Annotated in this window: 11 protein-coding genes and 2 rRNA genes; 2 read left to right on the top strand and 11 right to left on the bottom strand. The window is 57.8% G+C overall.

From position 1 onward, the window contains the following. Nucleotides 1-8 precede the first annotated feature (8 nt). The 9 genes from ACVWXW_RS05615 to ACVWXW_RS05575 form a co-directional block, all read right to left on the bottom strand. Nucleotides 9-1,013 (bottom strand): tyrosine-type recombinase/integrase, encoded by a 1,005-nt coding sequence (locus ACVWXW_RS05615; RefSeq protein WP_457403120.1) that lies wholly within the window; start codon nt 1,011-1,013, stop codon nt 9-11. 48 nt (nt 1,014-1,061) lie between these two features. After that, a complete protein-coding gene (gene accC / locus ACVWXW_RS05610; protein WP_457403119.1) occupies nt 1,062-2,414 on the bottom strand; it encodes an acetyl-CoA carboxylase biotin carboxylase subunit in 1,353 nt (450 codons plus the stop codon). Nucleotides 2,415-2,541: 127 nt separating this feature from the next. Then, complete coding sequence (locus ACVWXW_RS05605) at nt 2,542-3,723, bottom strand: RNA-guided endonuclease InsQ/TnpB family protein (protein WP_457388468.1); 1,182 nt, start codon at nt 3,721-3,723, stop codon at nt 2,542-2,544. Between the two features lie 145 nt (nt 3,724-3,868). Further along, on the bottom strand, nt 3,869-4,804 hold the full coding sequence (gene ispE, locus ACVWXW_RS05600; RefSeq protein WP_457403183.1) for a 4-(cytidine 5'-diphospho)-2-C-methyl-D-erythritol kinase: 936 nt from the start codon (nt 4,802-4,804) through the stop codon (nt 3,869-3,871). Between the two features lie 121 nt (nt 4,805-4,925). Further along, complete coding sequence (locus ACVWXW_RS05595; RefSeq protein WP_414382795.1) at nt 4,926-5,378, bottom strand: hypothetical protein; 453 nt, start codon at nt 5,376-5,378, stop codon at nt 4,926-4,928. Nucleotides 5,379-5,624: 246 nt separating this feature from the next. Then, entirely contained in the window at nt 5,625-7,646 is a 2,022-nt protein-coding gene (locus ACVWXW_RS05590) for an FHA domain-containing protein (RefSeq protein ID WP_457403117.1), read from the bottom strand. Nucleotides 7,647-8,094: 448 nt separating this feature from the next. After that, nucleotides 8,095-8,637, bottom strand: a complete 543-nt coding sequence (locus ACVWXW_RS05585) for an FHA domain-containing protein (protein ID WP_457403116.1) — start codon at nt 8,635-8,637, stop codon at nt 8,095-8,097. A gap of 529 nt (nt 8,638-9,166) precedes the next feature. Next, nucleotides 9,167-9,631: a hypothetical protein gene (locus tag ACVWXW_RS05580; protein ID WP_414332256.1), complete on the bottom strand. Its 465-nt coding sequence runs from the start codon at nt 9,629-9,631 to the stop codon at nt 9,167-9,169. 118 nt (nt 9,632-9,749) lie between these two features. Beyond that, nucleotides 9,750-10,961, bottom strand: coding sequence for an acetate kinase (locus tag ACVWXW_RS05575; protein ID WP_457403115.1), 1,212 nt, complete (start codon nt 10,959-10,961; stop codon nt 9,750-9,752). 233 nt (nt 10,962-11,194) lie between these two features. Here ACVWXW_RS05575 and serA point away from each other — a divergent pair, with 233 nt between their 5' ends. Together serA and ACVWXW_RS05565 are read left to right on the top strand one after the other, a co-directional pair. Next, the gene (gene serA, locus ACVWXW_RS05570; protein WP_011433001.1) at nt 11,195-12,775 is read left to right on the top strand and encodes a phosphoglycerate dehydrogenase; all 1,581 of its coding nucleotides are present in this window, start codon (nt 11,195-11,197) and stop codon (nt 12,773-12,775) included. A 76-nt stretch (nt 12,776-12,851) separates the two neighbouring features. Next, on the top strand, nt 12,852-14,153 hold the full coding sequence (locus ACVWXW_RS05565) for a bifunctional folylpolyglutamate synthase/dihydrofolate synthase (RefSeq protein ID WP_457403182.1): 1,302 nt from the start codon (nt 12,852-12,854) through the stop codon (nt 14,151-14,153). Nucleotides 14,154-14,285: 132 nt separating this feature from the next. On the opposite strand, the gene rrf is transcribed toward ACVWXW_RS05565, so the two are convergent. Both rrf and ACVWXW_RS05555 read right to left on the bottom strand, forming a co-directional pair. Next, nucleotides 14,286-14,402 (bottom strand): 5S ribosomal RNA (rrf, locus tag ACVWXW_RS05560). Between the two features lie 56 nt (nt 14,403-14,458). After that, a 23S ribosomal RNA gene (locus tag ACVWXW_RS05555) occupies nt 14,459-14,624 on the bottom strand; the annotation flags it as partial.

Here is a 14,624-nt window from a genome sequence, read left to right as displayed (position 1 = left end):
AGGGATCCCTAAACCAAGCCCTGATTCAAGATCTCGCGGGAACGGGCGATGGCTGCTCTCAAGTTGGCCCGCTGGGTGTAGCGCATCGTCATGGCGGCAGTTGTGTGGCCCAGCAAGTGCTGAATGTGTTCGGGGGCAACGCCGCGATCCAGCAACAAGGTGGCAAAACTGTGGCGAAACTGGTGGGGGGTTTGATGTCCCGGCTCAGGCTCGGTTAGCTTGAGCACAATATGCCGCAGGCCATCGTAGGTGAGGGGGCGCCCCCGGTAGGCCAAGCAGCGAGATTGGGAAACAAACAAGGGATCCGTCGGCGCGCACGGGCCCCGTTCTCGGCTCAGATACTGTTGCAACAGCTCGGAGAGGGGATCCCCTACTGCCACAGCGCGAGGTTTACTCCCCTTGCCACAGCGCACTTCCAACAGGGATCCCTCGGGGCTGATTTGAAAATCTTGAACGGTTAAGTCCAACAGCTCCTGGGCCCGCAGCCCGCACTCCAGCATCAGGCGAATCAAAGCCGCGTAGCGCAGAGAATGGTTCTGGGCCCGCTGCAACACCCGCTGCAACAACAACCGATCCAGATCGCGGGGCAAACGAGCGGGTAGGCGGGCAGGTCGAATGGCTTGAGTGGGCAGGGGATCTTGAAGGTAGCCCCGTTGGCTGGCCCATTCAAAAAATTGTTGCAAGGCCAACCGCTTGAGGTTGTAGGTGGCCGGGGAAGCGGGCGGGTGGATCCGCTGGCCGGAGCGGTTGCGAAACGGACGGCCCTTCAAGCTGTTCAAAAAGGACTGGACGTGGGCAGGCTGCACCTGGGGCAGCGGCACCGGGCAAGTTTTGGCAAACTGCTCCAGAGCGATGCGGTAGGTACGGCGGCTGGCAGGGGCCAGATCCCGCTGCCGCTCCTGCAAAAATTGCGCCGCCAGATGGCTGAGGCTGGGAACAGGGCCGCTCGGTTGAGTCTGTCGAACCTGACCAGGTCGGGGATCCCTCATCTTTAGCCCACTGGCAACCCTCAACCAACTCTATCCTTCCCCTGCGAGCAAGCTCCAGCTTGGACTCGGCCCCTACCCCGGCAACAAATGCTGAGCGATGAAGTCCGTGTACACCTCGCCCCGCAAAAAAGCCTCGTGGCGCAGGATCTGCTGGTGGAAAGGGATCGTGGTGGGCACCCCAGTGATGGCGCATTCCCCCAAAGCCCGCTGCATGCGGCGGATGGCTGCTGCCCGGTTAGGCCCCCAGACGATCAGCTTGCCCAACAGCGAATCGTAGTAGGGGGGAATGGTGTAGTCGGTGTAGATGTGGGAATCCATGCGCACCCCCGGCCCCCCAGGGGGCAAATAGGCACTGATCGTGCCAGCGCAAGGCCGAAACTGCTGCTTGGGATCCTCGGCGTTGATGCGGCATTCGATAGCATGGCCCCGCAACTCCACATCCTTCTGGCGAAAGGTGAGGGGTTGACCTTGGGCAATGCGAATCTGCTCGGCAATCAGATCCAGCCCGGTCACCATCTCAGTAACCGGGTGCTCCACCTGGATGCGGGTATTCATCTCGATGAAGTAAAACTGGCCGTTTTTATCCAGCAAAAACTCCACCGTGCCCGCTCCCACGTAATTCACCACCTTGGCCGCTTTCACCGCCGCTGCTCCCATGCGGGCGCGCAAGCTTGCAGTCAAAGCCGGGCTGGGGGCCTCTTCCAACAGCTTTTGATGCCGCCGTTGAATGGAGCAATCCCGCTCGTACAGATGCACCACATTGCCCTGGCTATCCGCCAAGATCTGAAACTCCACATGACGGGGGCGCTCGATGAACTTCTCCAAGTAAACCCCGCCGTTGCCAAAGGCTGCTTGGGCTTCCCCCTGAGCGGTGCGCAGCATCTTCAGCAGCTCCTGGGCATCCCGCGCCACCCGCATACCCCGCCCCCCGCCACCGGCGGTGGCTTTGATGATCACGGGGTAGCCGATTTTCTCCGCCAGCTTCACTGCCTCCTCCTCAGAGGTGATCAACCCGCGGCTGCCCGGCACCGTCGGCACCCCCACCGCTTGCATGGTCTCGCGGGCCGTGGCCTTGTCGCCCATCTTGCGCATCGCCTCTGGCGAGGGGCCGATGAAGATCAAGTTGTGGTCGGCACACATCTCGGCAAATTTGGCATTCTCCGCCAAGAACCCATAGCCCGGATGAATGGCAGTGGCCCCGCGGGTGAGGGCTGCCGAGATGATGTTGGGAATGTTGAGGTAGCTTTTGGCCACCGGGGCATCTCCTACGCAAACAGCCTCGTCCGCCAGTTGGACGTGCAGGGAGTTCTGATCCGCAGTGGAGTAAACGGCCACAGTTCGGATCCCCATTTCCTGACAGGTGCGGATGATGCGCAGGGCGATCTCACCCCGGTTGGCAATCAGGATCTTGGTGATGGGCGGCATGAGGAAGGTTCAAAGCTGAAGAGGTAGCTAGACCGCTAAGGCCAGCGGTCTGTAAACGCAAGGTTAAGTTCAGGTGCTCATCCTACTATTTGACATACTCCCCGTCTTAAAGGACGGGGATGCTTTCTCAGCCAGCAGAATTGCTCCTACCGACTGAGCTACACAGGGCATGAGGCTGAAACCTCAACCCTATGGGGGATGCCATGGCCCCAACTACTGGGCCGGAGCCCAGATACTTCCTGCGGATGTTAATTGCCCCCACCCCGTCCCGATGGAACTCAAACCCACACCCACACCTGTACACACGACCTTTGGGCTTGTTTCTCTGTCCACAAACAGGACACTCCTGAGAGCTGTACCGCTCATCTTGCAGTACCACTCTCATCCCCAACCGCTCAGCTTTGTAGGTGATGAGATGCCGGACTTGACCATGCAACATCTGGTGGATCTTCTGATTCGCCTTTTTGTTGTAGTTGGCAGACATCCGGATATCCCGAAGGTCGCCAATCACAACTGTCTGCACGCCTCGCTCGTGGAGCGTGGAGACCAGTCTGGTCGTCTGCTTGTGCAGAATGTCTTGGATTTGGTGGTGTAGCTTCTTGAGCTGCAAACGTTGAGAGCGAACTAGCCGCTTCCACCGCCGAGACCCCCGCTTTTTGCGCGCCAGGAGTCGAGCTAGCTTGCCCTGCAGCTTGTTCTGGTAGCGCCTTTTGGAGCGCAGCAGCCTGCCATTGGCGATGTAGGTTTGTCCCCCCTCATGAGCGACTGCGGGGTGAATCTCACCCAAATCCACAGCGGCAACGTTGCTCTCTTCCCCCTCTTCTTCCGGCGGCGTATCCCCCACCTTGTAGCAAGCCCTCAGCTCATACTGCTGGCCATCCCAGCCCATCTCTACCCAAACAGGTGTGTCCCAAGCCCAGTTAACAATCAGGGGCTCCTTGCCTTTCCCGTTCGACAATCGCAGCTTCCCATTGACGACTTGGATGGCTGAAGATTTCCACTGGACTTTGTAGAAGTACCGACGGCGTCGAGGTGGACGGGCGTTGGGGTCGGTTTTGCGGCGTTCCCGCCAGGACTTGAGAGAGGCAAAGAAGCTTTGCACTACTGCGTCTGCACTGTGGGCATGAAGTGTATTCTCAGGGTCGTTGGGAAACCAACGCATGAATGTGGAAGGCTTTAACCACAATCCCTTCTTGCGGACGACCCGCCAAAAGTGAACGAGCACTTTTGAGTACAGCTCGCCTGCTGCCCTGCTCAACAGCTGCAGTTGCTCTGAGACGCCTAGCTTGAGCTTGCGGACAAGGTACATGCAAAGTTGCCTTTCCTATCTAATAGCATCTTACAAAAGCCGCCCTAGAAGGGCGGGGCTTGTAACCCAGTTTTTTTGGTCAACTGGAGGGGAGGATAGAGAAGGTCAGGTGGGGATCCCGCATCCGGCCAATCCAGCCGACAACCTAGCTGGGGCTGAGGCTACAGGGATCCGGCTGCAGCAGAATCCCGGTGGGGGCAAACTGCGTCACCCAAAACTCCACATCTTGAAACTGGCGACGCAGGGTGTTGCGCACTTGGGCGGCCAGCTCCAGGCTGGGCATGATTCCGAAGACCGTTGGCCCCGACCCCGACATCAGGGATCCCAGGGCCCCCGCCGAGAGAAGAGCTTGGCGCAGTTCCCCTACAATTGCATACTCCGGCAAAACCACCTGTTCCAAGTCATTGCGCAAACTCCTGGCTAACGCCGGCGGATCCTGACGGCTGAGAGCCGCCAACGCCTGCGGCAAGGTGGGCAGTGTGGGTTTGGGTAGGGCATCCCCTCCCAAGCTCCCCTGACGAGAACGAAAGGCTTGATAGGCCCAGGCGGTGGAAACCCCCAGGTGCTTGGGCTTGGCCAGCAGCACAGGGATCCCTTCCCAATCGGCCAGCGGCTCCAAAACTTCCCCGCGCCCGGTGGCCAGTTGCGTTCCCCCCTGGATACAGAAGGGAATGTCGGATCCCAAGCGGGCTGCCAAACTCTGCAACTCTCCCACCGTCAGGCCCAGCCCCCACAGTTGGTTTAACCCCACCAAAACCGCCGCCGCATCAGCCGAGCCCCCCGCCAAACCTGCTGCCACCGGAATGTGCTTTTCGATGTGAATCTCCACGCCAGCGGCAGAGTGACACTCTTTTTGCAGCAGCTCAGCGGCTTGATAGGCAAGGTTGCGGGCATCTGCAGGCACTTCTGGACGATCGCAGGTGAGGTGGATCCCGTGAGGACGGCTCTTCAACTGCAGTCGATCCGCCAAATGAATGCTCTGCAACACCATCGCCACCTCTGAATACCCATCAGGACGGGAGCCGAGGATTTCCAGGTAGAGGTTGATCTTGGCGCGGGCAATCAGGGTACAGGCTTGCATGGGGTGAAAATCTGGGTCAGCAACAAGTCTCAACTCCCCTTAGCCTGTACAGACCTGATCAAAACACAGACTTATCCGGGGAGGTCTCCCAGCCCGATTCTAACGGCAATGGATCCCCTTTCTAGCTGCCGGAGCGCGGCCATGGCCCCAGCCACTCTCCACCGCGAAAGCGCCAGCGGGGAAACAAAATGCGCATTACCACCCAAGCGCTGAGGTAAAGGCAAACCCAGACCACACTGTAGTGGAGAATAAAATCTCCCAAGTCAAACCGTTGGGTTGGGATATAAGGAAGACCCACCACCTTCAAGACTGTACCCAAAAAAAGCCCTTCCCAAATGCCGGCCAAAAGCTGAAGGATCCCAGGCCAATCGTGATCCCACATCCACCCCATCAGGTAGTTATAAACAACATCCCAAACACAGCCAAACAGACCTACGTAGAACAGCACCCAAAAATAGGTGAGGCTGCCGCCATGTCCGGTGAGCCCAAAATAAAAGGGTAAACTTGCCAAAACACCAACGGTGGCCAATAAGAAAATGCGAGTTTGCCAGCGGCCAATCAGGGTCGGAGTCATCTTTTCCTCCAGCAGTTTTGCCAATCGAGATCATCAGGATCCGTGTCGCTCCCAGTCTGTTTGAGAGAATCTTCTGGCCTTCACCCCCATCCGTTCTCCCTTTGGTAGAGAAGAGTTAGGGCTCAGCGCAACACCCCTTTCACCAGGTTCAACGGGATAGGGAATAGCCATGATGTGTCGCCAACAATAGCGTTGATAACCATAAACATCCGGCAAAATCCAGGAGCGTTGCCCAATGTCGGCAAGCTAGGGGCTGATGTTTAGGGCCCACTTGCACCATTGCCACAGGGATCGGATCCCTTCTAAGCCTTTGACCCCCGGTTCCCGCAGTCGAGCCAGGTGTTCCACCGAGCGATGGGCACAGTACTGTAAACCCAAAAACGTATCCACCGGCGCATAGGGCCCGCCCAAGGTGATGATCCCAGCGGCGTACATTCGCCCATCCCGGTTGCGCATCTCCACCAGCTCAAAGTCGTTGGAGACATGCAAGCGCCCGTGAGGATTGAGGGGCAGGTTGTAGTGGGTAATTAGATCGTTGAGGAGAGGATTGGTCATGGGATCCGAAACCAAACCCGTACAGTCGATAACGAAATCTGCCTCCACCTTTAATTGCGTGTTGTTGTGGGTACCTCGAATGTAGGTTACCGGCTTACCCTTGTCGCCGGGAACCACCGACTCCACCTTGCCGAACACAATCGAGTACCAGCCCTCTCGCAACCCTTGCCGCACGATCCGCCGCCATTTCCGCCGACTTGCTGTCGTGGTGCCGCCCCAAGCTTCCAGCAGTTCGCGCCGTTCCAGGGGGGTCGCCGCTTCCAATTTGGCACGCAGAACTCCTCCCCAAGTGCCCTTGGGCCAGTTGAAGGGCTGAAACTCCCAATGGTTATCCACTGCCCGTTTGGCTCGTCCGAAGCGATTACCGCTTTTGGGCGCACGGCTCAGATGCACCACCGAGATGCGGGGGTTGACTTTGCGGGCTTCGTAAAGGCGTTCCATCACCTGAGAGGCGACGATCCCAAATCCCCGAATTAGGACGGTGCCACCTTGTTTCTCCAACTGCTCATAAACGTGATCATGAGGCTCATAGCCGTGTACCACCGATCTCAAATCTCCTGTTTTTTCGCGAAACTCCTGCAGGTCGTTGAGCAACTTGATGGCCGGATATCCAGTTGCCAAATGGAGATACTTGGCCACCATAAAACGGTGATCCGTATGGCCGGGCCGCGTTGCCGAATAGGCCACCACATATCGCCCATCCTCCGTTTTGCGAATGGCGCGAATATGGCCGTAACACAGCATTTGCTCCCAACCAATTCGGGCTGCCTCCCGATCCATTGAGGCAAATACATCCCCCGCCCGCGGCGTATAGGTATCTGCCAACAAGGGCTCACTAAATACCTGCCACAAAAAGCCGAATGCTTCCAACAATCGGCCGGAGAAAAAGGAACGCCAAGCATCCCGCAGAGCATAGCCAGGCCAGCCCCAAATGTTGTCTGGACAAGAATCGGAGCCAGAGCGAATTCGCTTCCAGCGGGGGATCTGGCAGTTGGTCAAAAGCCGTTCATACCGTTCGTAGGGTTTGCGGGCAATGCTGATGACGCGGATGTGTTCCGGTCTGACCCCGTAGATGCGCAGGGTATCCACCCAGACAAAGCTGCCGATACCGCCGCCCAAGGCCAAATAGAGGGTCTCTTCCACAGGTAGTCCGGTGGCTTTGAGGGCGCTCAGGGCAATTTGCTCAGCTCGAAACAAATCCGGCGGCGGAAAATCCGAGCCAGCCCGCACTTCAGGAAGCTGCTCTGGGGCAAAAACCACCGTGGAAGCCGGGGGAACCTCAAATGCGGTGTCGGGTTGGGTGGCCGGGCGAATCAGTTCGGTGCGCGGCTCCAGCAAAAGAGTAGGGGTGGCGGTCAGAAGGGTGGCATTGGGATCCCTGGGGGACACCAAACCCACGGTGATGCTGTAGGGGCCAAGCTCCACCACTTCTCCCCCCTGGAGCACCCGGCGTGCCTGACGGATTTTTTCCCCATTGATGCGGCTGCCGTTGGCACTGCGATCTTCATAGATGACCTGGCCATCCTCACCGAGATAGACGAGGGCGTGATAACGGGAGATCTCCTGGCTGGCAAACACAGCCCGCGCCACTTCTCGACCTTGCCATTCCTGTGGCAATTGGGCCAGCTCCCTGCCCAAGGCAAGAGGCAATGGAAAAATCAGCTCCTGCTGTTCTTCGGTGATGGGATCTTCCCAGCTCAGTTGAATTTGCATAGCTTCTGCTCACCTTTACAAAGATCATGAAGAGCATGCCTCTAACCCCCAAAACCCTGAACTTTGCTGAATTTACTGAGCTTTAGGCGGTTTGGCAAAAGTCATTGAGAGGGATATAGTAGACCAAGTTTCCCCCTGATCCTTGAGTCCACCGCAACGGTTGCCGGGAAGTGAAGGGGGAAAGCGCTCGGGGGGTATTCCTCAGGGCTTTGCGGGATACCGCCTTCCTGTTTGGACTCCGTCCCGCTGACGCGAACAGAGATAGGCAGGATGCGATCGCTTCTTTCCTGAACCATGTTCAGGAGAGTTCAGCGTGAATGTATCAGGCCATTGAGAAAACACAGAACAGCGCGACCTCACAGGTCACTTTTGGTTTGCCCGGGATCCCTTTCTTCAATCCCTTATGGACTTGGATTGGCTGCCGGGATCCGTGGGAAGAATCGTTGCCCTAGGCAGGAGATTGCGGGGCTTTGCCAGCTTCTGGAGGAGGGATCACCAAGGTAGCGCTCAAAACCAAATGCCCACAGTAGGGACAATTCTGGCCCTGATATTCCGGGGGTAGGTAGTGAGGGTTTTCCAGGCGGCTGCACTTAACCTTGAGGGCGTCCAAAGTGCCGCGGCTGAGGGGAACCCCCTGATTCTTCCTGGCCACTTCTATGGACTTCACCCTCAGCACAATGTGCCCCAACTGAATTTGGCTATTGGCCTCAAGCGCAAGCTCTTCCTGAATTATTTTTCGGCCATTCACCCAGACAGGGTTGGGCTGCTTAGGAGGCAAACGATCCCGAGTTAAGTTGCGAATGTGAAAGTTTAAGGTTTTGGGATCAAAATAAAGCCCGGCGTGAACTCCTGAAACCGAGCGAGTTGGGTCATTAAGCACCACATCACAGCTGGGATCCCGTCCAATGGTAACCAGCTTAGAGGGGACAGGCGAAACCGTTTGCGATCGGCGCCGGTCGGCTTCGGTCCATTCTAAAGTGAGTTGACACACGATCCCATTCTCCACAGTTCAGCGCCTCCATTCCCTAGATCGGCTTCAGCATATCGAAAGGTCAGCTTGGGGAAAGCAGAAGATGTCTTTTTCGTCAAAATTGTTATCTTTTTGGATAACTGTAGCCTATTCCCCCGACCAAAAGCTTGTGCTGATCGAGATCACCTCAGTTGGGATCTCCGAGTTACATTCCTGCTGGAGACCGTGCCCAAACGCTCCGCGCCGCTTCCGCGACCACCCTCAGCTCCTCTTCCAGAGGGAGAGGGGAGCCAGACGGAAAGGTTTCATTCATGATGTTTAGACCATGATGTTTAGAGTGACTACATACTCGACTTTATCCCCACCCGATTTGAAGCAACAAAACTCGATCTCCTCAGGAACGGCGAGGCCGTTCAAGTTTGACCGAGGTGGCCTGATCCCTTGGCCGGAAGCCTCAGAAATCCACCTGAGAGATAGGGCCTAGAGTGAGTTTTGAGTTTCTGGGGATCCTGCAAGACTAGTATCCTCTGTGTCTTTATCCAAACCGTTTTCAAAGCACTCCGGTAAATGGGAAACTGCCGCTGCCCAGCCGCTCCTGCCGATCGAACACACTGATGGTGAGCTGATGGGATCCCGTTTGAGTGAGGGTAAAGCGATTCTGGGTCAGGGTCAGCCCTGTAACGGTGCAGGTGGTCGCCCCAACGAAGCAGCCGGGCAACTGAGCGGCATCAAAAGCTCCCAGAGTTACGAAATTGCCCAGTGGGGTGGTGACGGAAGCCAAAAAGGCGTTGGAACCCCGGATCCCGGCAGGGGCCTCTACCCGGAAAGACACCACAAAGGTCGGGGTTTGCCCCACCAAGACGGTGCGCGGAGAGAGATCAGTAATGGTGAGGGATGGAGCAGGTATGGGAGGCGGCAGGGGCAGAAGATCGCTGCTGCCGGTCGTGCCCCCACACCCCACCAGAACACTGCTCAGCAGCACCAGCAATGGGATCCGTTCATGCCTTCGCTGCATGGTTTTCCTCCACTCCAAAAGGTCTTCTTTTTTTGAGCTTATTGTCTAGAGTTTGTCTCCACCAAGCCAGCGGGCGGAAAGGAGAGAACCTGGCGAGAAGCAGCCTGGGATCCTTCGCTTATTCCCCTTGCAAAAGGTTTTGGCAAGCTTTGGCAATGGCCCAGTCCTCTTGGGCTGAGATCACCAGAACCCGCACCGGAGCATCCGAAGTGCTGATATCGCAGTTGCGGGGGGATCCGGCATTCAAAACCGGGTCGATCTGGATCCCCAAAAAACCTAGGTCTGCACAGGCTGCCGCCCGCACCGGTGCTGAGTTTTCCCCAATCCCCCCAGAGAACACCAGCGCATCCAGCCGATCTAAGCTCATGAGCATCGCCCCAATCTGGCTGCGCAGACGGTGAACAAACAGCTCAAAAGCCAGCTCCGCCCGGGCATGGCCTGCCTCCATTGCCTCCAACACAACCCGCATATCGCTGCTCAGGCCGGAAACGCCCTTCAACCCCGATTCTCGGTTCAAGATCCGATCCAGTTCATCCACGCTCATGCCCTGGCGCAACTGATGGATCAAAATGCCCGGATCCACCGACCCCGACCGGGATCCCATCATCAAGCCCTCCAGGGGGGTGTAGCCCATGGTGGTGTCCACACTTCTGCCCCCGCGAATGGCCGCCAACGAGCAGCCGTTGCCCAGGTGACAAGTGATCAGCCGCAACTCCTCCAGGGGTCGGTTCAAGATCTCGGCAGCGCGACGGGCGCAATGCTCGTGGTTGATGCCATGAAACCCGTAGCGGCGGATCCCTTGTTCAGCCCAAGCGTAGGGAAGGGGGTAAAGGGCTGCGGCCAGAGGCATTTGCTGGTGGAAGGCGGTGTCGAAAACGGCCACCTGAGGGATCCCCGGCAACAGTTGCCTTAGCAGACGGATGCCAGCCAGCGCAGCAGGGTTGTGGGCTGGGGCCAAGGGGATCAATTGCTCAATCGCCCTCTCCACCTCTGGCGTAATTAAGGTGGGCTGCCGGTACAGGGATCCCCCATGCACCACCCGATGGCCGACGCCGCCGATCTCAGCCGCCTGCGGGAGCAGGGATCCCTCCCCTTGCCAGAGGCTTTGAAACAGCGGGGCCAGTTGGCCGATCCCTCCCTCAGGTGAAGCGGAGGGAAAAGATTCCCACCCACCGCCTCGCCGACGAGTCTGGATGAGGGCCTCCCCCGGCTTGTAGGTGAAATCCACCTGGGCTTGCCAGATGGGCGTGGCCTCCACCCTTCCCTCAACCGTCAGAAATAGGGAGGATTTGAGGCTGCTGGAACCGGCATTGACGACCAGAATATTCACAGCGTGTCTTCGTTGGCCTTCGCACTGCTGGGCTTAAGGCCTATAGCCCGCTTGCTTGAACAGAGCGGTTGACTACCCTGCCGCTAAGGATGACCATAGCATTAAAGCCCTCCTGCAGCTTCCTGAGGCCAAGGCGAACTGCGTAGCGGTAGGACGGAGCTTTAGACCCAATTTTTTGGGTAATCTGTTCCCCTACTTCTGTTGCCCTCCATCCCACTGGACTAACGCTGCTTATGCCCAGAGTCATCGTCACAGATCCCATCGATCAGGCGGGGATCGACATTCTCTCCCAAGTCGCTCAGGTGGATGTGCAAACCCAGCTCACCCCAGAGCAGTTGATCGCGGTCATCCCCAACTACGATGCCATCATGGTGCGCTCCGGTACACGGGTTACCCGAGAGGTAATCGAGGCGGGGACGAACTTAAAAATCATCGGGCGGGCGGGCGTTGGTGTCGATAACATCGATGTGCCTGCCGCAACCAAAGCCGGGATCCTGGTGGTCAACTCCCCAGAGGGCAACACCATTGCCGCTGCCGAGCACGCCATTGCCTTGATGATGGCCCTCTCCCGCCACATACCCGATGCCAATGCCTCTCTGAAGTCGGGCCTGTGGAATCGGCAAGAGTTTGTCGGCGTAGAAGTCTACAAAAAAACGCTGGGGATTGTCGGATTGGGTCGGATTGGATCCCATGTGGCCCAGATTGCCAAGGCGATGGGGATGAAGCTGCTGGCCTATGACCCCTATCTATCCGTGGAGCGGGCCGAGCAACTGGGGGTACGCCTGGTGGACTTCACAACTTTGGTCCAGGAATCCGACTACATCACCTTGCACATTCCCAAAACCCCTGAAACCACCAACCTGTTCAACGCCGAAACCTTTCGCATGATGAAGCCGACCGCTCGCCTGATCAACTGCGCCCGCGGCGGTTTGGTGGATGAACAAGCCCTGTACGAAGCCCTGAAATCCGGCCAAATTGCCGGAGCGGCTTTGGATGTATTTGCCAATGAGCCCCTGAAGGACTCCCCGCTGTTTTCCCTGGGCAAAGAAGTCCTGCTCACTCCCCACTTGGGGGCCTCCACCGAAGAAGCCCAAGTGAATGTGGCCATTGATGTGGCCGAGCAGATCCGCGATGTGTTGCTGGGGCTGCCGGCCCGCTCTGCCGTGAACATCCCCGGCCTACAGGCAGAGGTGCTGCAAAACCTCAGACCCTACCTGGACTTGGCCGAAACCCTAGGCAACTTGGTTGGCCAATTGGCGGGGGATCGCGTCAACCAGTTGGAGATCCGCCTGCAGGGAGATCTGGCGGAAAAAGATGGGCAGCCGATCGTCATTGCCGCCCTCAAAGGGCTTTTGACGCTGGCGCTGCGGGAGCGGGTCAACTACGTCAACGCCTCCATTGAGGCCAAAGAACGGGGCATCCGGGTGGTGGAAACCCGAGATCCCTCTTTGAAAGATTATTCCGGATCCCTGACGTTGATTGCCCACGGCCCCAATGGGATCCGCTCGGTTTCGGGGGCGTTGATTGGGGAGCGAGAGGTGCGGATCACCCAGATCGACGAGTTCCCGGTGAATGTGCCCCCTTCCGCCAACATGCTGATGACCCTGCACCGGGATATGCCGGGAATCATCGGACGGATTGGCACCCTGCTGGGAGCCTACAATGTCAACATCGCCAGCATGCAGGTGGGGCGCAAGATCATCCGCGGCGATGCAGTCATGGTGCTCAGCTTGGACGATCCCCTGCCGGATGGGATCCTGGAAGAGGTGCTCAAGCAGCCGGGCATCCGTGACGCTTTTGTAGTGAACCTCTAGAATTGTTGATCCCTAGAAAAAATCCCAAATCTCACCTACCCTGGCAAGACGGAGTCTTTGCTTGAACCAGAGCAACTTGTCCCTAACCCTGTCCCAGATCCCAGACTGGGATTGGCCGGCCTTTCTGGAGTCCCTGGGCCATTTCGGTGTGGATCTCAGTCTGGAACGCATGCAAGTCTTGCTGCAGCGTCTAGGACAGCCCCAAGCTGGGATCCCGGCCATCCACGTAGCCGGCACCAACGGCAAAGGATCTGTCTGTGCCTGGGTCAGCCACGTGTTGTGGGCGGCAGGCTATCGTGTGGGCCGCTACACCTCTCCCCATTTGGTGGACTGGCGGGAACGGATTTGGCTGAACGGGGAATACATTTCCGCCAACGACTGGAGCCAAGCGCTGGCCCAGGTGCGAGACTGCCTACAAACCTATGCCCCTGACGAGGCTTCTCCCACCCAGTTTGAGGTTATCACCGCTGCCGCTTGGCTGTACTTCCGCCGGCAAAAGGTGGATGTGGCAGTGATAGAAGTGGGCCTGGGGGGGCGGCTGGATGCTACCAATGCTGGGATCGAGCCAGTGGTAACGGCTATCACCTCCATCGGCTGGGATCATTGGCAGCGCTTGGGCAACAGCCTTCCCCAAATTGCCTCTGAAAAGGCGGGTATTCTCAAGCCAGGGATCCCGGCAGTGTGCGCACCCCAAACCCCAGAGGTCACAGCAGTTATCCGAGCCAAGGCAGAGCAATTGCGAAGCCCCCTGAAGATGGTCGAACCTCTGCGATGGTCAGAGCCTCAAACCGTCCACTGGCGAGGGCAGCTCCTCACCTTGCCCCTCAGCGGCGATGTACAACTCACCAATGCAGCAGTAGCCCTTGCCGTTGTGGAAACCCTACAGCAACAGGGCTGGCGGATCCCGGATGCCGCTGTCGAAAAAGGATTTGCCATCACCCGTTGGCCGGGGCGCTTACAGCGGGTGCAGATTGGATCCCGTCAGTTGCTGATGGACGGAGCCCACAACTTGCCCGCTGCCCAGGCTCTCCGTCGCTATCTGGATGAGCATCAACCCGGCCCCCTCACCTGGTATGTGGGCATCCTCACCACCAAAGATGTCCAGGGCATTCTCAGCACCCTGCTGCGGCCGGGAGATTGCTTTTTTGCCCTGCCAATTGCCGGCCACTCTGGGACGGATCCCGAGCAACTTGCTCAGCTAGCCCAGACTCTGCAGCCTCATCTCGCCTCGGCACGGGCACTGCCCAATCTCTCCGCTCTTCGGGCTCAGTTGCTCAAGCCGAAAAACCTCACTGAGCCACCAGCTGTAATCTGCGGATCCCTGTACCTATTGGGCCAGGTGATGCAGGAATGTTTGGGATGGGATCTAGCCTGTTGAACTGACAGGTGAAACCTTATGCAAAACCTGAACTCCTCTCTTATAAAGAGAGAGGAGCTATGAACAAAAACTAGCTCTCAACCACTATCACTTGATCAAGATACTCCCCTACTGATTGGGTTAGGGTGGTGGGCCTGGCACCGAGCTAGGTTGCTAGCAGGTCGCCCTGCCAGTAGGTTCGCCGCTGATGCGTTTCACGTCCGAGTTCGGGATGGGTCGGCGTGGTTCCACATCGCCATAGGCACCAGGACAATACTAGCCACCCTGAAAGCTGCATAGCCAGAAAGGTAGAACAACCGGTGAACCAGGTCAAGCGGACGGTCTATTAGGACCCCTCGGCTGCATGCATTGCTGCACTTCCACCTAGAGCCTATTGCCGGGTCGTCTTCCCGGGACCTTCACAGAGGACTCATCTTGAGGTGGGCTTCCCACTTAGATGCTTTCAGCGGTTATCCGCTCCGCACATGGCTA

Source organism: Thermostichus sp. MS-CIW-30 (genome assembly GCF_054058015.1).
This window is presented reverse-complemented; position numbering and strand designations above follow the sequence as displayed.